The following is a 21,537-nucleotide window of genomic DNA, read 5'->3' as shown; positions in this document are numbered from 1 at the left end:
TAAAAGAAAGTCCGAGATTGTTACCTCGGACTTTATAGGTTTCCTTTTTTATCCAAAAATTCATGATAGACACAGAGACTGACTGCAGAGCGGGCAATGCTGTATTTAGAGTAGGGGATAATGACAATCTCTGCTTGTTTTTGTTTTGGAAAGAGAGGCACTTCATGCTCTAACTGAGCCAGAACCTGTTCGGCAATAGCCGGATAGGAGAATATTTGACCGTCCAGATAAATCCTTTCGCTATCAATAAGCTGGCAGAGGTTGGAAATGGAAATGGCCAGATAGCGGCAGGCAGTATGAATCAACTCAATGCTGCCCAAGTCTCCTAAGCGATAGGCGGTCATCAGACTTGTCAAATCAATATCATTAGCATCCTCTACAAGGGTCTTTAAGAGCGAGGTCTGGGAAGCCCGATACAGGATAGTTGCTTTATCAATCAGAGCGCTCTCACTGGCATAAACCTGCAGGCAGCCGTGCTTGCCGCAAGGACAGCGCTCGCCTTCAGGATTGATGACAGTATGCCCAACCTCCCCGATAAGATAATTTTCCTGGCTGTAAATACTGCCCTTGTACATGTAGGAGCAATGAATACCTCTAGCGACATGATAGACGATAAAATTACTGTCTGTCGGATGATAACTAAAGAGGCGTTCAGCCAGTGTCAAACAGTGGGATTTATTGGCAAAGTAGACAGGGAGGTCAAAGGCTTCTTGAATAGTCCGCAGGTTAATCTGTCCCCAGTGGGGATTTTTAGAAATGATAAAATCACTCTCAGAGAGATTCACATGCCCCGGCAGCCCGAGGGCAATCGCTGAGATAGAGTATTGGCTGTTCTTTTTTAGAAAATCTTGAATCAGCCGGATGATTTCCTGGTCAGACGGGCCGCCTGTCACCTCAATCTGATAAGTCCGAATGCTGCTTTCTGCAATCTCACCGGTATTGTCAGCGATGACTATGGCTAGCTGTTTTTCAGAAATCTCAAAGCCTAGATAGTAGCGGCTACGAGGCGCAATATCCAGCAGGGTTTTCTTGCGGCCTACGCTCTCATCATTGAGCTCGCCTAGCTCCAGTACCAAGCCTTCCTTGATCAGTTCATTGATGATGCTGCCGGTCGTGGCTGGTGTAATTTGAGTTTCTTTTGAAATATCAATCCGGGAAATCGGTCGTTTGGCATAGAGCTGATCCAGAACAGTTGCCCTTAGCTCGTTTTGTTTTCTAGTTCGTGTCATCTTGTTTCCTCTGCTGCTATACTATCAAAAAAAGCTAGAAATCTCAAATGTAAGCGTTGACATAGTACAGAAAAATAGTTATAATATTTATAGAATATTAATAACATAGTAGAAAATATTCTATTTTTGGATTTTTGTTTATATATTAAAAATAAATGGCAAGCGTCGTTGCAGGCTAGGTCAGATTCATAAAGGAGGATGCCGATGGAAACAAAACAGATTATGTTAGTCTGTGCAGCTGGGATGAGCACCAGTCTCATGGTCAATAAAATGCAGAAAGCTGCAGAGGAGCGAGGTTTAGCTGCGACGATATTTGCGGTGCCAGTGTCAGAAGCAGAAGACTATCTGAGCGAGAAAAAGGTTGATGTCCTTTTGCTGGGGCCTCAGGTCCGCTATCTACTGGAGAATTTACAGGAAAAACTAGCTTCAAAAGGCATTCCGGTGGATGTTATCCCTATGACGGACTACGGAATGATGAAGGGGGATAAGGTCCTGGATCTGGCAGAGTCGCTCATGAAGTAGGTGCTCCTATGGAAAATAAAGATTCCTTAGAGGTCGCTATGACCCTCATTATGTATGGCGGAGAGGCTAAGTCTTGTGCTATCGAAGCCATTGCAGCAGCTAAAAAGCAGGATTTTGACCGAGCTCAGGAGAGGCTGAGTCAGGCTCGGAAGGCCCTGCTGCAAGCCCATCACGCTCAGGCTGAAATGCTGAGCAAGGAGGCACAAGGAGAAAAGACAGAACTTAGTTTATTTATGGTACATGGGCAGGATCATCTCATGACCAGTATCGCCTTTGTTGATTTGGCAAAGGAGATTGTTGATTTGCATAAAAAATTTGATGAATAGGAGAATTGCAGATGAGTAGTTTGGTTGATAAATGGCAAGCGCGTCTCATGCCTATTGCCAATAAAATCGGCAACCAAAAATTTTTGGTTGCCCTGCGGGATTCCTTTATCGGAACCATGCCTGTGATTATGACGGGTTCTTTCGCCCTCATGGTCAATGCTTTTCTATCTGACTTGCCAGGACAGTTCGGCTGGACCTGGATTTCCTCTACCTTCCAGTGGCTGATTGATATTAACTGGCTGGTATTTAAGGGCAGTATTCCTATCGTTACCCTCTTGTTCCTCTTTACCTTCGGGGTCAATATCGCTAAGATTTACAATACTGATAAGGTGTCTGCTGGTCTGGTAGCTGTTGCTTCCTATATCATTACCATTGGTGGATCAGTTACTAAAACCTTTGAGTTAGCTGGCAAAACACCAGGGCTGAGCAAGGCGATTTCAAAACTTTCAGAGCTAAAACTTGACGGCAGTAACCTGTCTGTGACGATTAACAGTATCATTCCAGGTGACCAGATCAGTGCGCGTGGTTATTTTACTGCCATTCTGATTGGTTTTGTATCTGTCATCATCTTTTGTAAGGTCATGAATCGTAACTGGACCATCAAACTTCCGGATTCTGTTCCGCCAGCTATCATGAAGCCATTCCTGTCTATCATTCCGGCTGCAATTGCCATGTATGTCGTGGGAATTGCGACCTATCTCTTTAATCTGGTGACAGGCGAGCTGTTGATTGACTGGATTTACAAGATTCTTCAGGCACCGCTTCTCAGCTTGTCTCAAAGCTTCTGGGCTGTGCTGCTCATTGTCTTTCTCAATAAGATTTTCTGGTTCTTCGGACTGCACGGTGGTAATGTGCTGGCGCCAGTTATGGCCAGTCTCTTTGGTGTGACCATGCTGGCTAATCTGGAAGCTTATCAGGCTGGGCATGCGATTCCTTACATGTGGACGGATAATTCTTTTGGTGCTTTTGTCTGGTTTGATGCGATTGGGGTTGCCATTGCCATTCTCTGGCAATCTCGAAATAAGCACTATCGCGAGGTGGCCAAGTTAGGAATTTTCCCAATGGTCTTCAACATCGGTGAGCCGGTCATGTACGGTCTGCCAATCGTTTTGAATCCAATTATGTTTATTCCATACGTCCTGACGCCAATGGTCATGGTGACAGTAGCCTACTTTGCAACCTCTATGGGCTTGGTTGCGCCGGTTACTCAAAACGTTACCTGGGTAATGCCGCCGATTCTCTACGGTTTCTTTGCGACAGCCTTCGACTGGCGGGCAATTATTCTTTCGCTTGTTAATATCGCTATTTCGACCGCTATATATTTGCCCTTTGTCAAGATGGCAGATAAACAGGAGGAGCTTGGATAGATGGCAAAATTTGAAATTAAAGAAGAATTTTACCTGGATGGCAAACCTTTTAAGATTTTATCGGGAGCTATTCAGTATTTCCGGCTTCATCCGGACCAGTGGCGAGATACCCTTTACAATCTTAAAGCTTTAGGCTTTAATACGGTAGAAACCTATATTCCTTGGGCGTTGCATGAGCCTCAGGAAGGTCAGTTTCAGGCAGAGGGCATGCTGGATTTTGAAGCATACTTCAAGTTGGTTGAGGAGATGGGGCTTTATCTCATTGTCCGTCCGACGCCTTACATCTGTGCAGAGTTTGACTTTGGCGGCCTGCCGGCTTGGCTCTTGAGATATCCTTCAATGCGCCTGCGGGTCAATCATCCGCTTTTTCTGGAAAAGGTCAGTCATTTCTATGACTGGCTCTTTCCCAAGCTTCTGCCCTATCAGAGTGATCAAGGCGGACCTATCCTCATGATGCAGGTGGAAAATGAATACGGTTCTTACGCCGAGGACAAGGCCTACATGCGCAGTATTGCGCAGATGATGAAGGTACGTGGAGTTACGGTTCCCCTCTTTACCTCTGATGGGACTTGGATTGAGGCCCTGGAGTCTGGCACCTTGATTGAAGACGATGTTTTTGTGACGGGGAATTTCGGCTCTCAGCCCAAGGAAAACACGGATAATCTGCGAGCTTTCATGGGGCGCTATGGCAAGAAATGGCCGCTTATGTGTACGGAGTTCTGGGATGGCTGGTTCAGCCGCTGGAGCGAGGAAATCGTTCGGCGAGAGGCAGAAGATTTGGCTCAGGATGTCAAAGAAATGCTGCAGCTAGGCAGCATGAACCTTTTCCTACTGAGAGGTGGGACCAATTTTGGTTTTATCAGCGGTTGTTCAGCCCGCAAGACCAAGGATTTGCCGCAGATTACATCCTATGACTTTGATGCTCCGATTACTGAGTGGGGGCAGGCAACAGAGAAATACTACGCTGTTCAGCGGGTGACCCACGAGGTCTTTCCAGAGCTTGAGCAGATGGAGCCTATTAGCCGACAGGCTAAGGCCTATGGCAGTTTTCCGCTGCTTGGGACTGCAAATCTGCTGGATGTTGTAGCGGACATCACAGAGGAAATTCAGCTGGATTATCCGCAGCCTATGGAGCAGATTGGGCAGAATCATGGCTATATTCTCTACCGTTCCGATATCAAAAATCAATACCATGAGGAAAGGCTCAAGGCATTGGAGACTCATGATCGCTGCCATTTCTATGTCAATCAGGAGCACCTAGCTACCCAGTATCGGGAAGAAATCGGTGATGAAATGCTCTTCTCAGCTGACACCGAACGGATTCAGATTGATGTGTTGGTGGAAAATATGGGGCGGGTCAACTATGGTTACAAGCTGGGTGCACCCAGTCAATCCAAGGGAGTCAAGGGTGGTATCATGATTAACCACCAGTTCCGCAAGGGTTGGAAGCATTATGCGCTCAAGTTTGACCAGGAAATGCTGGCCAAGCTAGACTGCTACTCAGCTCCACCTGAAAGAGTCAAAGCACCGACCTTCTATCGCTTTGAAGCAGAGTTAGATGATATCGCTGATACTTTCATTGACTGCTCTAAGTATGGGAAGGGCTGTATTTCGGTCAACGGCTTCAACCTTGGCCGCTACTGGAATGAAGGACCAATTCACTATCTCTATGTGCCGTCTGGCCTACTTAAGGAAAAGAATGAATTTATCGTCTTTGAAACTGAAAATGTCAAGATTGAAGAGTTGACCTTGCTTGATCATCCGGTCTATAAGAAATGAGGTGTTGCGATGAAATATATGACAGTCGGGAATGAACTGAAAGAAGCCAGTCAGCTGATTTTGGGCTGCATGCGATTGGCAGAGCACGATCCTAAAGAGGTCGTTTCCGTTCTTGAAACAGCATTAGAAGTGGGAATTAATTTCTTTGACCACTCAGATGTTTATGCTGGTGGGCAATCTGAAGCCAAGTTTGCGCAGGCTCTTCGCTCAGCTAAAATTCCCCGAGACCGAGTTCTCATCCAGTCCAAGTGCGGACTGCGGGATGTTCACACCAACTACCATTTTGACTTTTCTAAGGATTATATTATTCGTTCGGTTGAAGGCAGCCTGGAGCGTTTGCAGACAGACTATCTGGATGTGCTCCTCCTACACCGGCCAGATGCTCTTGTGGAGCCGGAAGAGGTGGCTGAAGCTTTCTCACAGCTACACCAAGCTGGTAAGGTCCGCTATTTCGGAGTCAGCAATCAAAATCCTTATCAGATCGAGCTGCTGCAGAAAAGTGTGGAGCAGCCCTTGATTGCCAACCAACTGCAGTTTGGTCCAGCCCATACTCCGATGCTGGATGCTGGGCTCAATGCCAATATGCTAAATCCGTTAGCAATCGTTCGGGATGGTAGTGTATTGGACTATTGTCGATTGCATCATATCACGATTCAGCCTTGGTCACCATTTCAGGTCGACTTGAACCAGGGACTTTTTATGGAACATCCTAAATATGCTCAGCTTACAGAAACTCTGCATGCCTTTGCGTCAGACTATCAAGTTTCTTTTGAAGCCTTAGTTCTGGCCTGGATTTTGCGTCATCCGGCTCAGATGCAGCCAATTGTTGGCTCCATGAATCCGCAGAGAATTCGCTCAATGGTGGCTGCTTTTGATATTGAGCTCTCTCGGGCTGACTGGTATAAGATATACAAGAGCGCAGGGAATCCTCTGCCCTAAGCTTCTTTTGCAGGGAGATTATTTGTTATTCAGAATCAATGAATGCTAAGAGCAGTGAATCAGTCTGCATACTTCATTGATTAACCTCGAATCTGCACCTTATGAAAGGAGAATGATATGAATAATAAGTTTTCTTGGCAAGGGCTAGCAAAATCTGCTTCTGCTGCCAAGTATGGAAGCGGCTTGCTGCTATGTGCTTCCCTCTTGTCCTTAGCAGCTTTGACGTGCGTCTCAAGAGTTGAAGCAGAAGATGTTGCGCCTGCCCCTGCCGCAGTAGCTGAAACGCCTACTTCTCCAGCAGCCCAAGCAAGTCCTGAGGCTGAAAATCCAGCTGTGGCTGAATCCCAAGCAGCTCCTGCAAGTCAGGCCGAATCAGCTGCTAGCGAGTTGCCAGCCAGTCAGGTCATGTCCGATGAGCAGAAGCAGCGCGCCATTGCTCAGATGGGAGCCAATCAAGGGGATGTCTGGGTTTGGTCGGAGGAAAATGTCGTTGAAGAAAATGGGGAGCGTCAAAAGCGTGGTCCTAATGGCGGCCCCGGCCAATTTAATGGCGGAGCCGTTGTGTTAGGCGGTCGTCCGACTTATGACCCCGCAGCTGATTGGTACTACCTAGCTTATAAAGGCGAAGGGATGACCGACGAAGAAGCGCAGGCTGTCTTTGACAAGGAACGCGGTAAATGGATGAATGAATTTGATCCTTGGGGTGTTGTGATGGAAATGACGGACAATAAGGCCAGCAATGCTTGGGCAGATGTTCGTAACATGCAGGCTTTCGTCCTTCGGAAGGACTCCAATGTCTGGGAGAAAATTGTGGATCACCCTCAAGGGGTTCAATGGGTTGCTCAGTTCAAGGGGAATATGTCCAGCTACGTAGGAGATGCGCGGCAGGAAGCCTTGGCTGGCGGGGGAACAGCTATTGAGGTATTACCTAAGCAGGATAGGGTTGCCCACTGGGGTTCTGATCAGGCTCGTGATATTCCGAATCCTCAGACCATTCGGGCTGTTCTGGTTTCTGTCGAAGCGCGTATTTCTGAAAAATCTGACCCAGATGCCAAGCTTGGTATTCAAGTTGGCGGTGACTGGAAATTTGCTGAAGAAGTGAGTAAGCCGCTCTGGTATCCAGGAGCTGGTTTGGCTGGTATTCAGCGACTGACCAAGGATTGGGCTCGTTACTATTTTGTAAGCCTCACTGGTATTCAAGATGCAGTCGAAGAAAGGGCCATTTCACAAGATGAGTTTATGAAGAGTATCGTGCCGCTGGCCGATATGGAGCAGGCTCCCCAAAATCAAGCCCAGCAGCCAACTCCTGCAAGACCTGATCCAAAGGGGAGCCAAGTGGAAAATCTGACCTACAAAGCAAGCGGCCAGACGGACCCTCAAGCAGCGTCTCAACAGCCAACTCTTGAGCAAGCTTCTTCCAAACAATTGCCTAAGACCGGCAGTCAAAGCAGTCTATTGACCAATCTGCTTGGGCTCGGACTCTTAGGGCTGGGAGCTGGCTTCCTTGGCTTGAAGAAAAAATCTTAGCTTTGCAAGCTAGAGAAAAAAATAATCTACAAAAAAGCAACAGCAGTTTCTAGCTGTTGCTTTGTGTTTGAGTTAGGTTTTGCACGACAGGCTGTCCAAAATTAGGTGCTTGCGCAGCGGGCGGACTGCAGATGGGCTCCTGGTATTTTTGAGTAAAGCGGCATCTTGGGAAGTTGGAGCAGCCCCAAAATTTTTGACCAGCCCTAGAACCTTTGGCTGCTGTACGGAGCACCAATCCATGCTGGCAGCGAGGGCAGATCTTTTCTGCTTCTCTACGCTGTTTATTCTGAGCAATGCTGTTAATATGGCGCTCTTTGATGACCTGATTTCGCTTGGTCAAGGGCAGGAGCATACGATAGAGGTCGTCAATCTGCTCAGTTGACAGGTAGACTTGACTTTGGTAGGCCTGCCGGTCAATTGCTCCGATCACTTGCCAGGTCTGAATAACCTTATGCCTATCACTGTTTAGATGGATTTCCTTAAGTTGACAGTCATTGCCAAAGACGATATAGGAATATAGGTTTGGCGTGTATTGGTTGAGATAGTAGCTCAGCCATTTGAGATGAACTTTATTTTGAATAACGGGATTGAAAAAAGAATGTTTGTAAGATTTTCCGCGGCCACCAGAAAGAACCTGAGTCCAGTATTGCTGATTTTCTGAGCCAAAGATCCAGCCCTTGTAGTTTTTTGACTCAAAAATGTAAATTCCAGATGGATGAATTAGCAGGGCATCAATCTCAGTAGTAGTGCCATCTTCTTTGAAGATATAGAGATTGTACAAAATCTTTTTATAGCCATAGAGCTGGTTCAAGACCTGACCAAGCTGGTACTCTCCCTGTTTTCCCTTGTTGTATTTGAGTTCCCAAGGGGCAGTCTGGGTTTGCTGGAAATAGTCAGGCTCTGGGCTTTGGCTGGATGACCAATCCGAGTCCGTATCTTCCCTGTCTTCAAGTAGCTTATAACTAATAAAAAAGACGATGCCAAAGACAGCCACAAATGCGACGAAAAAGAATCCAAACATTTCCTAATCTCCCTTAAAATCCCTAATTCGAGTATAGCACAAAATAAAGAACGAAAGATTTTTATAAGTGTAAAAACACAGCAATTGAACAACTAACAAAAATGTGTCTAAAAAACGGAAACTATCCTTTAAAAACTTATTTTCTAAAAATACCTCACAAACCTAAAAAATCATGTATAATAAAAAGACAGGAAAAGAATAGGAGTTATTATGCCTCAGGAATTAATCAGTGTTATCATCCCTGTTTACAATGTTGAGCAGTATTTAGCAGAATGTGTGAACAGCGTCTGTCGTCAGACCTATCAAAATCTGGAAATTATTCTAGTCAATGATGGTTCAACAGATGCTTCTGGCCAGATTTGCCAAGAGCTGGCTGACCAGGATGCGAGGATTCGTCTCATTCATCAGGACAATCAAGGCTTGTCCGGTGCCCGCAACACAGGGATTGAGCACTCTAGTGCAGACTATTTGATTTTTGTTGATTCAGATGACTGGCTGCCTGAGCAGCATGTTGCCCGTCTTTATGAAAAGCTGAAAGAGTATGATGCGGACATTGCCATTGGTCACCACTGTAGTTTCCGTGCTGAGGATTCAGCCTTCCTCTACTATTCGACAGAGCATTTTGAAACCCTCTATACGCGAGAAGAGATAATCGAGGAGTACCCTAAACGACGCATGGTAGACGGTGTCTTTCTCTGTGCCTGGGCCAAGCTCTATAAGCGTAAGCTCTTTGATACAGTGCGCTATCCAGTCGGCCGAGTGGCCGAAGATGCCTTCACGACTTATAAGCTGTACCTTCAGTCAGAGAAGATAATCTACCTCAATGAACCGCTCTATTACTATCGCTTGCGGCCAAATAGCATCTCCATGACTTGGAATGAGCAGTGGTTTCGAGACTTGATTGTAGGTTTTGAGGAGCAGCTAGCCATTCTAGGTAAGCTGGGCTATGACCTGAGCTTCTACTACAAATACTACACTTTCCTGCTCCAGTATTGTCGCGACAGCGCTGCAGCTGTCGGCATGCAATCCAGCTTGGTCTATCAGGAAATTGAATGCAAACTCCAACTATTTGGAGAATAAACAAAACAAGCCACCTTTCAACCGCAGGGCTGAAAGCGTAGCTTGTTTTTTAGTGTTTGAAAATTAAAGACTAAAAATAACAATTAATGTCATGCTTCAAAAAGACATCTTGGTATTCAAATAAGTCTTCAGGGTGCAAGGCCTTGACATCTTCCATGGCATACTTTCGGCCAAGTAATTTGTATTTATTTTCGCCAAATTGATGGAAAGGCAGCAGCTGGACTTGATCGATGGATAGTTCATTAAACAGGGTCGCAAACTGCTCCGCATCTTCTAAAGAGTCATTAAAATCTGGAATGACTGGAATGCGCAGAACAATCGTCTTTTGATGAGTGAAGGCGTAGTGGATATTCTGAACAATTAATTCGTTTTTTACTCCAGTCACCTTGCGGTGGTTGACAGAGTTATAATGCTTCAGGTCGGTATAGATGAAATCAACGTACTGGATGAGATCCACGAATTTTTCGTGTTCTACAAAGGCAGTTGTTTCGATAGCGGTATGAATCCCTTTTTCCTTAGCGGCTTTGAGAATGGCCTTGGCAAATTCAAACTGGGCGAAAATCTCTCCGCCAGATAAGGTTAGGCCGCCGCCAGATTCTTCATAAAAATCTCTGTCCTTTAGGACTTCGTTGATAATCTCCTCGACGCTTCTTTCTTCTCCCATGGTGATGCTCTTTTTCGTAGTCGCATCCAGCATGGGTTCGGGTTTAGGCTGTTGAGATTCTGGATTAGAACACCAAGGGCAGCGCAGTGGGCAGCCTTTGAGGAAAACCGTTGTACGAATCCCTGGTCCATCATGAATACTGAAATGTTGGATGTTAAAAATAATTCCTTTTTTTGTTTCCATACTCAGGCCTCCTTTGGATACAATCATTATAACTTATTTTAGAAAGAAAAACAATTACGAATGAAAGTTATTTTTATTTTATTTTTAAGGCGTCTTTTGTTACAATAATAGCAGAGGTGATAGAATGGAACGTTTAGATGAAATAGTTAAATTAGTATCTGAATTTGAACGAATCGATGTCAATACTTTGTCTGACCGCTTAAAAGTATCCAAAGTAACGATTCGCAAAGACTTGGATAAGCTGGAAACCAAAGGTCTGTTGCGCAGAGAGCATGGCTATGCTGTTTTAAATAGCGGCGATGATCTGAATGTCAGGCTTTCCTTTCATTATGATACCAAGCGCCGGATTGCTCAGGAAGCAGCAAAAATCGTTCAGGATAATGAAACCATTATGATCGAATCAGGCTCGACCTGTGCCTTACTAGCTGAGGAAATCTGCCGAACGAAGAAGAATGTCAAGATTATTACCAATTCTTATTTTATTGCGGATTATATAAAGCAAGCTGATTCTTGTAAAATTATCTTGCTGGGCGGAGAATTTCAGAAAGATTCGCAGGTGACAGTGGGGCCTCTTCTCAAGGAAATGATTCGCTTTTTTCACGTAGAACATGCTTTTGTCGGAACAGATGGCTACGATGAAAATCTAGGTTTTACAGGCAAGGATTTGATGCGGAGTGAGGTTGTACAGTATATGTCAGAGGCATCCGACCAGATGATTGTCTTGACGGATTCAAGCAAGTTTACCAGAAAAGGAACGGTTAAGAGATTCGGCTTCAAGCAGATTGCCCAAGTGGTGACTGACAAGGCGATTCCTAAAGAGGCTGTTGAGCGCTTGAAAGCTGCGGATATCAAGCTGACTCTGATCTAGCAGAGAAGGAGATAAGATGAAAAATGAAAGAAAAAAACTATTGGCAAAAATTGCTTATCTCTACTATATCGAAGAAAGAAGCCAGTCTGACATTGCGGCTGAGACAGGGATTTATCGCACCACCATTAGCCGAATGCTGGCAGAAGCGAAAAAAGAGGGCATTGTAAAGATTGAGATTGAAGACTTTGATACCCGCTTGTTCCACTTGGAAAACTATGTAAAAGAAAAATACGGGCTCAAGGGAATCGAGATTGTCAGTAATTTAGTGGATGAATCTTCAGCAGATCTGGAAGAGAGATTGGCGCAAGCTGCTGCGGGTATGCTGCGCGGCCTGATTAAAGACAATGATAAAGTGGGATTTTCTTGGGGAAAGAGCTTGAGCCTTTTAGTAGAGCACTCTAGCAGCAAGCATTTGACAAATGTCCATTTCTTTCCTTTGGCCGGTGGTCCCAGTCATATCCATGCACGCTACCATGTGAATACCCTCATCTATAGCATGGCTGGAAAATACCATGGGGAGTGCCGTTTTATGAATTCCACGATTATTCAGGAGAATGAGCAACTGACAAATGGAATATTGGCGTCTAAATACTTTGAAGATCTAAAAAGCAGCTGGCAGGAGCTGGATGTGGCTGTGGTTGGTATTGGAGGGCAGGTTGACACGGGAAATCGCCAATGGCTGGACATGCTGACCTCAGAGGATTTTCTTGCTCTAGAGAGTCAGGATGCTGTCGGAGAAATCTGCTGTCGCTTCTTTAATAAAAAAGGGGAGATGGTCTACCAGCATTTGCAAAATCGAACGATTGCCATCTCGTTGGAAAATTTGAAAAAGGTGCCGCTTAGTTTGGCCTTTGCCTATGGCAGTCAAAAATCTGCTGCTATCTTAGCTGTCTTGCGAGCGGGCTATGTCAATCATTTGGTTACGGATGAAGCGACGATTCTAAAAATGCTTGACTTGGATGGAGATAGGAGTTTCCTCACTTCTTGATAGTAGAGGCATCTCAGGTGCAAGAGATTTCCAAGACGGAATTTAGGGCTTCTATTTTTTAATAGTGGATTAGCAGCTATGTATGGAGGTGGATTGTTGATTTGAAAAAGCCGATGAAACAAAAATTGACTAGTTTAGCCACAGGAGAGCTAGTCGCTGTGCTAGTATTTTGGATGAATTTTTTCCTGCTCAAAAGATGGATTCTTATTACTGGGGCTTTGATTTCTATTTCTTTCTCCTTGTTTGTACTGAGTTTTATTCTGATACAGGGCTCTGTTTTCTGGTGGATTTTGATAAAAAGGATTTCCAATCCAAGATTTGCTGAAAGATATACAGGCAAGATTTACAGGATACTAAAGAGCTTAGACCTTATTTTATTGGGATTGGGAGCCCTGATAATCATTTTTAATTCCAGTGATTTTTCCACATTCATAATCTCTTTAGCAATTTGGTTTTTTGCTGTCATCGAGTGGGTGAATTATTTTAAAATGCAATTATCCTACAGTCTGAATCCTGCTGTTTTATTGAAATACGTCTTCCAGAGGAAATTGCGGAAAAGTAAAATAGCAAAGGAAATTGAGAAAGCCGTTTAAAAAGATAAGTTTCGGTTTCTTAACATAACACAATATGAGGAAGAAGAAGCAAATAGCCGCTTCTTCTTTTTTTGTGTCGAATCTGCTTATCGTTCGTATCTAATAGAGTGCCTTTGATTCGCAGATAAATACAGCTGTATAGGAGTTGTTTTTTTGTGGAGGAGTCTTTTTGCACAAATGTGCTAAAAAAAATAAATAAGCTAATTTGTTCTATAATATATTGACGGACTGAGATAAAGGTGATACATTCTAGTTACAAACAAAAACAATTCACTTTCAAACAAAAGAACAAGTTTTTGTTAATCATAAAGATAGGAGCGGTTGTAACATATGGAAATGATTGTAGCAGATCAAATTATCATGGGCCTTATCTTAGACGCTGGTGATGCTAAGCAGCATATTTATCAAGCTTTATCACTAGCTAAAGATGGTAAGTTTTCAGAATGCGATGAGCAGATTGAGCTTGCAGATAAGGCGCTGTTAGAGGCCCATAACTTGCAGACCAAGTTCCTAGCTCAGGAAGCTGGAGGAACGAAAACAGAGATCACAGCGCTGTTTGTTCATTCTCAGGATCATTTGATGACTAGCATTACAGAGATTAACCTCATCAAAGAAATCATCGACTTGAGAAGAGAATTACAAGGGAAAAAATAAATCATCAGGAGGATGAAAAGATGGTTAAGATTGGTTTGTTCTGCGCGGCAGGTTTTTCAACAGGAATGTTGGTCAATAACATGAAGATAGCTGCAGCTGAAAAAGGGGTGGAGGCTGAGATTGAAGCATACTCTCAGGCTAAGCTGGCTGATTATGCAGCGGATTTGGATGTCGCTTTATTGGGCCCGCAGGTAGCCTATACACTAGACAAATCTACAGCTATTTGCGACAGCTGCCATACTCCGATTGCAGTTATTCCGATGGCTGATTACGGTATGCTAGATGGTAAAAAAGTGCTAAACCTCGCTTTGAGTTTGTTGGATAAACATTAAAATCAAGGAGCTTCGTTATGTCTAAAGTAGATACTCAAAAAATCATTGCGCCGATTATGAAGTTTGTCAATATGCGCGGGATTATCGCCTTAAAAGACGGTATGTTGGCAATTTTGCCACTTACAGTTGTGGGAAGTTTATTCTTGATTGTAGGGCAATTACCGTTTGAAGGTTTAAATCAAGCCATTGCTGGTGTGTTTGGGGCAGACTGGACAGAACCGTTTATGCAGGTTTATTCAGGGACCTTTGCCATTATGGGGCTGATTTCTTGTTTTTCAATCGGCTATTCTTATGCCAAGAACAGCGGTGTAGAGCCTCTGCCGGCAGGGGTGCTGTCTCTTTCTTCCTTCTTTATCCTTTTGAAATCCTCCTACATACCAGAAAAGGGTGAAGCGATTGGAGATGCGATTGCCAAGGTCTGGTTTGGCGGTCAAGGAATCATTGGGGCCATTCTTATTGGTTTGGCAGTTGGCAGTATCTATACGATTTTCATTCAAAAGCATATTGTCATCAAAATGCCAGAGCAGGTTCCTCAAGCGATTGCCAAGCAGTTTGAAGCCATGATTCCAGCTTTCGTTATTTTCTTGCTGTCAATGCTTGTTTATATTATTGCCAAGATAGCGACTGGTGGCGGTACCTTTATTGAGATGATTTACGATGTCATTCAGGTGCCTCTGCAAGGTCTGACGGGCTCTCTGTATGGAGCTATCGGTATTGCTTTCTTCATTTCTTTCCTGTGGTGGTTCGGCGTCCACGGCCAGTCTGTTGTCAATGGTGTCGTAACAGCCTTGCTGCTGTCAAATCTGGATGCCAATAAGGCCCTGCTTGCTGCAGATAAGCTTTCTGTCAGTCAAGGCGCTCATATTGTGACCCAGCAATTTTTGGATAGTTTCCTTATCTTGTCAGGCTCCGGTATTACTTTCGGAGTGGTTGTAGCCATGCTTTTTGCTGCCAAGTCCAAGCAGTATAAGGCTCTGGGGAAAGTTGCTGCTTTCCCAGCAATCTTTAATGTCAATGAGCCGGTTGTCTTTGGTTTTCCAATTGTGATGAATCCGGTCATGTTTCTACCTTTCGTTTTGGTTCCGGTTCTGGCCGCTTTGATTGTCTACATGGCGATTGCGGTTGGCTTTATGCAGCCATTCGCGGGTGTGACTTTGCCTTGGAGTACACCGGCTATCATTTCTGGCTTTATGGTCGCTGGCTGGCAAGGGGCAGTCATTCAAATTGTCATCCTAGCCATGTCCGCCTTTGTCTATTTCCCATTTGTGAAGTTTCAGGATAAGATTGCCTACAATAACGAATTGGAAAATGAAGAATAATCTGACTTTGATGGATAAAAACACAAAAGTTTCTTGGCTCAGATGGCACAAATGTGCAAAAAATCTTTAATTCAGTAATCGCCTATAAATGATTGAATTCTAGGATTTTGCGTGTTACAATAGTTACGAAAGAAATAAATTAAATTTCATAAGAAAGGTCGTGACCAAATGATCCAAGTAAAAGAAGTAGAAAAAACAACAATAAAAACAGACTATTTTGGCAGCTTAACAGAGCGGATGAATAAATATCGGGAAGATGTTTTAAATAAAAAGCCCTATATTGACGCAGAGCGTGCTGTCCTAGCTACCAAGGCTTATGATAAGCATAAGGAAAAGCCAAATGTGTTGAAGCGTGCTTACATGCTCAAAGAGATTTTGGAGAATATGACGCTTTATATCGAAGATGAAACGATGATTGTCGGTAATCAGGCTTCATCTAATAAAGACGCGCCTATCTTCCCAGAGTATACTTTAGAGTTTGTACTCAATGAACTAGATCTTTTTGAGAAGCGGGACGGAGACGTCTTCTACATCACAGAGGAAACCAAAGAGCAGCTCCGTAGTATTGCTCCTTTCTGGGAAAACAATAACCTCCGTGCTCGAGCAGGGGCTCTACTTCCAGAAGAAGTTCAGGTTTATATGGAAACTGGCTTCTTTGGTATGGAAGGAAAGATGAACTCTGGGGACGCCCACTTGGCGGTCAACTATCAAAAACTCTTGGCTTATGGACTGAAAGGTTTTGAAGAAAAAGCTCGCGCAGCTAAGGAAGCTTTGGATTTGACCGATCCGACTAGTATTGACAAATACCACTTCTATGATTCCATTTTCATCGTTGTGGATGCTGTGAAAGCTTATGCGGAGCGTTTTGTTGCTTTGGCCAATCAGCTGGCTGAAAAAGCAGAGCCTAAGCGCCGTCAGGAGCTCTTAGAAATCGCTAGAATTTGTTCTAAAGTTCCGTATGAGCCAGCATCAACCTTTGCTGAAGCTGTTCAGTCTGTTTGGTTTATCCAGTGTATCCTTCAGATCGAGTCCAACGGACATTCGCTCTCTTATGGCCGCTTTGACCAGTACATGTATCCTTATGTCAAGGCAGATTTGGAAGCTGGACGTGAGACCGAGGCTAGCATTGTAGAACGCTTAACCAATCTCTGGATTAAGACGATTACCATTAATAAAGTGCGCAGTCAGGCTCATACCTTCTCATCAGCGGGCAGTCCCCTTTATCAAAATGTGACAATCGGGGGTCAAACGAGAGATAAGAGAGATGCAGTCAACCCACTTTCCTACCTTGTGTTGAAATCTGTAGCTCAAACTCATCTTCCTCAGCCGAATCTGACCGTTCGTTATCATGCAGGCTTGGATGCTCGCTTTATGAATGAGTGTATCGAAGTCATGAAGCTTGGTTTCGGTATGCCAGCCTTCAATAATGATGAAATCATCATTCCGTCCTTTATCGCCAAAGGCGTTTTAGAAGAAGATGCATACGACTATAGTGCTATCGGCTGTGTGGAAACTGCTGTGCCTGGTAAATGGGGCTACCGTTGTACAGGCATGAGCTACATGAACTTCCCTAAGGTGCTCCTCATCACTATGAACGATGGGATTGATCCAGCATCTGGCAAGCGCTTTGCGCCAAGCTTCGGTCATTTTAAAGATATGAAGAGCTTTGCTGAGCTGCAAACGGCTTGGGACAAGACCTTGCGCCATTTGACTCGCATGAGTGTCATCGTGGAAAATTCTATCGACCTGTCTCTTGAAAGAGAAGTGCCGGATATCCTCTGCTCAGCTTTAACAGATGATTGTATCGGACGTGGTAAGCATTTGAAAGAGGGTGGAGCTGTCTATGACTATATTTCTGGCCTTCAAGTCGGTATTGCCAATCTATCAGACTCATTGGCGGCCATCAAGAAGCTGGTCTTTGAAGAAGGCAGGCTGACTCCGGCTGAACTCTGGCATGCACTTGAAACAGACTATGCAGGTGAGCGTGGTAAAGAAATTCAAGAGATGCTGATTCATGATGCACCAAAATATGGTAATGATGATGATTACGCAGATAAGCTAGTGACAGATGCTTACGATATTTATGTGGATGAAATCGCTAAATATCCAAATACCCGTTATGGCCGTGGTCCAATTGGCGGTATCCGCTACTCTGGAACATCTTCTATTTCAGCCAATGTCGGTCAAGGTCGCGGTACCTTGGCGACACCAGATGGTCGCAATGCTGGAACACCGCTCGCTGAAGGCTGCTCTCCATCCCATAATATGGACAAGAACGGCCCGACCTCTGTATTGAAATCTGTTTCCAAATTGCCGACAGATGAAATCGTAGGAGGCGTTCTGCTCAATCAAAAAGTCAATCCTCAGACTTTGTCTAAAGAGGAAGATAAAGTGAAACTAATTGCCTTGCTTCGTACATTCTTTAACCGTCTGCATGGCTATCATATCCAATACAATGTCGTTTCTCGGGAAACCTTGATTGATGCTCAGAAGCATCCTGAAAAACACCGCGATTTGATTGTTCGCGTTGCAGGCTACTCTGCTTTCTTCAATGTGCTTTCCAAGGCGACACAAGATGATATTATCGGGCGTACGGAGCACACGTTGTAAAAGAGGTCCAATTTATGGAATTCATGCTTGATACCTTAAATTTAGAGGAGATAAAAAAATGGTCGGAAGTCCTCCCCTTGGCGGGAGTGACTTCTAATCCGACCATCGCAAAAAAAGAAGGGAAAATAGATTTCTTCGAACGGATTCGCACTGTTCGGGAAATCATAGGAGAAGGTCCATCTATCCATGTGCAGGTTGTTGCCAAGGATTATGAGGGAATCTTGAAAGATGCTACTGAAATTCGAAAAAAATGCGGCGATGCTGTCTACATTAAAGTTCCGGTCACACCGGCTGGGCTGGCAGCTATCAAAACTCTCAAAGCAGAGGGCTACAAGATTACAGCGACAGCCATTTATACAACCTTTCAAGGGCTATTAGCCATTGAAGCGGGGGCTGACTATCTTGCTCCTTACTATAACCGCATGGAAAATCTCAATATTGATTCAGATGCTGTAATTAGCCAGCTGGCTCAAGCGATTGAGCGGGAACATTCCGCCAGCAAAATATTGGCAGCGTCCTTTAAGAATGTTAGCCAAATTAATCGTGCTTTTGCTGATGGGGCCCAAGCCATTACAGCAGGACCAGATATCTTTGCAGCAGCCTTTGCCATGCCGTCTATCTCTAAGGCAGTGGATGACTTTGCTGCTGACTGGTCAGCAATTCACAATCAGGAATACATTTAAAAGGCATATTTAATGCTCTATTTATGAATAAATGAAAGAGGTGTTCTATGAGAATTTTTGCAAGTCCGTCTCGTTATATTCAGGGAGAAAACGCTCTGTTTGAAAATGCAAAACAGATTCTTCAATTAGGAAGCCATCCAGTCTTGCTTTGTGATGATGTGGTTTACCAGATTGTTGGGGAAAAATTCAATGACTACCTTACTCGTTATGGTTTTCATGTGCTGCATGTCGCTTTTAACGGAGAAGCTTCAGATGCTGAAATTGATCGGGTCGTTGCTCTGGCTGAAAAAGACGGAGCAGACTTAGTTATTGGTCTAGGCGGTGGGAAAACGATTGACAGTGCGAAGGCGATTGCAGATATACTAGGACGTCCTGTGGTCATTGCGCCAACCATTGCCTCTACAGATGCCCCAACTTCAGCACTTTCTGTTATCTATACAGAAGATGGAGCCTTTGAAAAGTACATTTTCTATAGTAAAAACCCAGAACTTGTCTTGGTGGATACGAAAGTGATTGCTGGAGCGCCAAAACGGCTTCTGGCTTCTGGGATTGCAGATGGTTTAGCGACTTGGGTAGAAGCGCGTGCTGTCCAGCAGAAAAATGGCACTACCATGTTGGGACAAAGACAGAGTCTAGCTGGTGTAGCGATTGCGAAGAAGTGTGAAGAAACACTGTTTGCAGATGGCCTGCAGGCTATTGCAGCCTGTGAAGCAAAAGTCGTGACTCCAGCTCTGGAAAATATCATTGAAGCCAATACCCTTCTCAGCGGCGTCGGCTTTGAGAGCGGCGGTTTAGCGGCAGCCCATGCTATCCACAACGGCTTTACAGCTCTAACAGGCGATATTCATCACTTGACCCACGGCGAAAAAGTTGCCTATGGAACCTTGACCCAACTCTTCTTAGAAAACCGACCTAAAGAAGAATTGGAAAAATATATTCGCTTCTATCAAAAGATCGGTATGCCGACCACTCTGAAAGAAATGCATTTAGAAAATGCTAGCTATGAAGATTTGCTCAAAGTTGGTCAGCAAGCGACGATTGAGGGCGAAACCATCCATCAGATGCCATTTGAGATTTCAGCTTCTGACATTGCAGGTGCCATCCTAGCGGTTGACCAATATGTCAGGGATTTGGATAAATAAAAGCAAAATATAAAACAAGCCACCTTTCAACCGCAGGACTGATAGCGTGGCTTGTTTTTTGGTGGAGAGACCCCTTGGCTGATGTATCTGGCAGTCATGAAATTCTGTCTTTTAAAATCCCTTGAAAATGGTATAATAGAAACAGTACAAAAAATGGAGAAAAGAATGGCTTATTATAATCACAAAGAAATCGAACCCAAGTGGCAGAAATACTGGGCGGAGCACCATACATTTAAGACAGGTACGGACAAGGACAAGCCTAACTTTTATGCGCTGGACATGTTTCCTTACCCATCAGGAGCGGGGCTCCATGTAGGGCATCCGGAGGGCTACACGGCGACAGATATCCTCAGCCGCTACAAGCGGGCTCAGGGCTATAACGTCCTTCATCCTATGGGCTGGGATGCCTTTGGTCTGCCAGCTGAGCAATACGCCATGGATACAGGGAATGACCCAGCTGACTTTACAGCGGAAAACATTGCCAACTTTAAGCGTCAAATCAACGCTCTGGGCTTCTCCTATGACTGGGACCGGGAGGTCAATACAACTGACCCCAACTACTACAAGTGGACCCAGTGGATTTTCACCAAGCTTTACGAAAAAGGCCTGGCTTATGAAGCTGAAGTGCCAGTAAACTGGGTTGAAGAGCTGGGAACGGCTATCGCCAATGAGGAAGTTCTGCCGGATGGCACATCTGAGCGCGGTGGTTATCCAGTCGTTCGTAAACCCATGCGTCAGTGGATGCTGAAAATCACAGCCTATGCAGAACGTTTGCTCAATGACTTAGAGGAACTGGACTGGCCAGAGTCTATAAAGGATATGCAGCGTAATTGGATCGGCAAGTCAACCGGTGCCAATGTAACCTTCAAGATTAAGGGCACAGACAAGGACTTCACCGTCTTTACCACTCGTCCGGACACTCTTTTTGGTGCGACCTATGCTGTTTTGGCTCCAGAGCATGCTCTCGTCGATGCCATTACAAGTGCAGAACAAGCCCAAGCAGTAGCAGACTACAAACATGCAGCCAGCCTCAAATCCGACCTGGCTCGGACTGATTTGGCTAAGGAGAAGACTGGTGTCTGGACAGGAGCTTATGCCATCAATCCTGTCAATGGCAAGGAAATCCCCATCTGGATTGCCGACTATGTGCTTGCAAGCTACGGAACAGGGGCTATCATGGCTGTTCCTGCGCACGATGAGCGCGATTGGGAGTTTGCTAAGCAGTTTGATTTAGAGATTATTCCGGTTCTAGAGGGTGGCAATGTTGCTGAAGCTGCTTACACAGAAGACGGGTCGCACATTAACTCTGGCTTCCTAGATGGCTTAGACAAGGCTGCCGCTATTGACAAGATGGTTTCTTGGCTGGAAGCAGAAGGTGTCGGAAACGAAAAAGTCACCTATCGCCTGCGCGACTGGCTCTTTAGCCGTCAGCGCTACTGGGGTGAGCCAATTCCAATTATTCATTGGGAAGATGGCACCTCAACGGCTGTTCCTGAAAATGAACTTCCGCTTGTCTTGCCTGTAACCAAGGATATCCGTCCGTCAGGTACCGGTGAAAGTCCATTGGCTAATCTGACTGACTGGCTGGAAGTGACTCGCAAAGATGGGGTCAAAGGACGCCGCGAAACCAACACCATGCCTCAATGGGCTGGTTCCAGCTGGTATTACCTGCGTTACATTGACCCTCACAACAATGAGAAATTAGCAGACG

20 protein-coding genes are annotated in these 21,537 nt (G+C 44.8%); 17 read left to right on the top strand and 3 right to left on the bottom strand.

From position 1 onward, the window contains the following. Positions 1-32: 32 nt before the first annotated feature. The gene (locus RWS24_RS01850) at positions 33-1,229 is read right to left on the bottom strand and encodes an ROK family protein (protein ID WP_314364900.1); all 1,197 of its coding nucleotides are present in this window, start codon (positions 1,227-1,229) and stop codon (positions 33-35) included. A gap of 204 nt (positions 1,230-1,433) precedes the next feature. On the opposite strand from RWS24_RS01850, the gene RWS24_RS01845 reads away from it, so the two are divergent. The 6 genes from RWS24_RS01845 (at position 1,434) to RWS24_RS01820 (ending at position 7,689) form a co-directional block, all read left to right on the top strand. Further along, positions 1,434-1,751 (top strand): PTS sugar transporter subunit IIB, encoded by a 318-nt coding sequence (locus RWS24_RS01845; protein WP_314364898.1) that lies wholly within the window; start codon positions 1,434-1,436, stop codon positions 1,749-1,751. 8 nt (positions 1,752-1,759) lie between these two features. Beyond that, positions 1,760-2,077, top strand: a complete 318-nt coding sequence (locus RWS24_RS01840) for a PTS lactose/cellobiose transporter subunit IIA (RefSeq protein ID WP_314364896.1) — start codon at positions 1,760-1,762, stop codon at positions 2,075-2,077. A 5-nt stretch (positions 2,078-2,082) separates the two neighbouring features. After that, entirely contained in the window at positions 2,083-3,444 is a 1,362-nt protein-coding gene (locus RWS24_RS01835; RefSeq protein WP_314364895.1) for a PTS transporter subunit EIIC, read from the top strand. Then, entirely contained in the window at positions 3,445-5,223 is a 1,779-nt protein-coding gene (locus RWS24_RS01830) for a beta-galactosidase (protein ID WP_314364893.1), read from the top strand. A 9-nt stretch (positions 5,224-5,232) separates the two neighbouring features. Then, entirely contained in the window at positions 5,233-6,162 is a 930-nt protein-coding gene (locus RWS24_RS01825; RefSeq protein WP_314364892.1) for an aldo/keto reductase, read from the top strand. A 117-nt stretch (positions 6,163-6,279) separates the two neighbouring features. Next, positions 6,280-7,689, top strand: a complete 1,410-nt coding sequence (locus RWS24_RS01820) for an LPXTG cell wall anchor domain-containing protein (protein WP_314364890.1) — start codon at positions 6,280-6,282, stop codon at positions 7,687-7,689. 49 nt (positions 7,690-7,738) lie between these two features. Here the strand turns inward: RWS24_RS01820 and RWS24_RS01815 are convergent, their stop codons facing one another. Next, positions 7,739-8,710 carry an NERD domain-containing protein gene (locus RWS24_RS01815; protein ID WP_314364888.1) on the bottom strand — a complete coding sequence of 324 codons (972 nt, stop codon included), beginning with the start codon at positions 8,708-8,710 and terminating at the stop codon, positions 7,739-7,741. Between the two features lie 210 nt (positions 8,711-8,920). On the opposite strand from RWS24_RS01815, the gene RWS24_RS01810 reads away from it, so the two are divergent. Then, a complete protein-coding gene (locus tag RWS24_RS01810) occupies positions 8,921-9,790 on the top strand; it encodes a glycosyltransferase family 2 protein (protein WP_314364887.1) in 870 nt (289 codons plus the stop codon). Positions 9,791-9,860: 70 nt separating this feature from the next. Here the strand turns inward: RWS24_RS01810 and RWS24_RS01805 are convergent, their stop codons facing one another. Further along, positions 9,861-10,637 (bottom strand): glycyl-radical enzyme activating protein, encoded by a 777-nt coding sequence (locus RWS24_RS01805; RefSeq protein ID WP_314364885.1) that lies wholly within the window; start codon positions 10,635-10,637, stop codon positions 9,861-9,863. A gap of 124 nt (positions 10,638-10,761) precedes the next feature. Between RWS24_RS01805 and RWS24_RS01800 the strand changes: the two genes are divergently transcribed. The 10 genes from RWS24_RS01800 to leuS all read left to right on the top strand — a co-directional run. After that, positions 10,762-11,505 carry a DeoR/GlpR family DNA-binding transcription regulator gene (locus RWS24_RS01800; RefSeq protein ID WP_314364883.1) on the top strand — a complete coding sequence of 248 codons (744 nt, stop codon included), beginning with the start codon at positions 10,762-10,764 and terminating at the stop codon, positions 11,503-11,505. 16 nt (positions 11,506-11,521) lie between these two features. Next, positions 11,522-12,493 carry a sugar-binding transcriptional regulator gene (locus RWS24_RS01795; RefSeq protein WP_314364882.1) on the top strand — a complete coding sequence of 324 codons (972 nt, stop codon included), beginning with the start codon at positions 11,522-11,524 and terminating at the stop codon, positions 12,491-12,493. Positions 12,494-12,594: 101 nt separating this feature from the next. Further along, a complete protein-coding gene (locus RWS24_RS01790; protein ID WP_314364881.1) occupies positions 12,595-13,086 on the top strand; it encodes a hypothetical protein in 492 nt (163 codons plus the stop codon). A gap of 330 nt (positions 13,087-13,416) precedes the next feature. Continuing rightward, positions 13,417-13,740, top strand: coding sequence for a PTS lactose/cellobiose transporter subunit IIA (locus RWS24_RS01785; RefSeq protein ID WP_002907360.1), 324 nt, complete (start codon positions 13,417-13,419; stop codon positions 13,738-13,740). A 20-nt stretch (positions 13,741-13,760) separates the two neighbouring features. Beyond that, complete coding sequence (locus RWS24_RS01780; RefSeq protein WP_002929056.1) at positions 13,761-14,072, top strand: PTS sugar transporter subunit IIB; 312 nt, start codon at positions 13,761-13,763, stop codon at positions 14,070-14,072. 17 nt (positions 14,073-14,089) lie between these two features. Then, complete coding sequence (locus tag RWS24_RS01775; protein WP_126435945.1) at positions 14,090-15,391, top strand: PTS sugar transporter subunit IIC; 1,302 nt, start codon at positions 14,090-14,092, stop codon at positions 15,389-15,391. Positions 15,392-15,559: 168 nt separating this feature from the next. Beyond that, positions 15,560-18,001, top strand: a complete 2,442-nt coding sequence (locus tag RWS24_RS01770) for a glycyl radical protein (RefSeq protein ID WP_314364875.1) — start codon at positions 15,560-15,562, stop codon at positions 17,999-18,001. Between the two features lie 14 nt (positions 18,002-18,015). Further along, positions 18,016-18,684, top strand: coding sequence for a fructose-6-phosphate aldolase (locus RWS24_RS01765; RefSeq protein WP_314364873.1), 669 nt, complete (start codon positions 18,016-18,018; stop codon positions 18,682-18,684). A gap of 47 nt (positions 18,685-18,731) precedes the next feature. Next, on the top strand, positions 18,732-19,826 hold the full coding sequence (locus tag RWS24_RS01760) for a glycerol dehydrogenase (protein WP_125338160.1): 1,095 nt from the start codon (positions 18,732-18,734) through the stop codon (positions 19,824-19,826). 165 nt (positions 19,827-19,991) lie between these two features. Further along, positions 19,992-21,537: leucine--tRNA ligase (leuS, locus tag RWS24_RS01755; protein WP_314364871.1), on the top strand; the 1,546-nt coding region annotated here is incomplete at its 3' end.

Origin of the sequence: uncultured Streptococcus sp., assembly GCF_963528215.1 — a bacterium.
Classification (GTDB): Bacteria; Bacillota; Bacilli; order Lactobacillales; family Streptococcaceae; genus Streptococcus.
The sequence above is the reverse complement of the archived record's forward strand: the minus strand, read 5'-3'. Positions and strand labels throughout refer to the sequence as shown.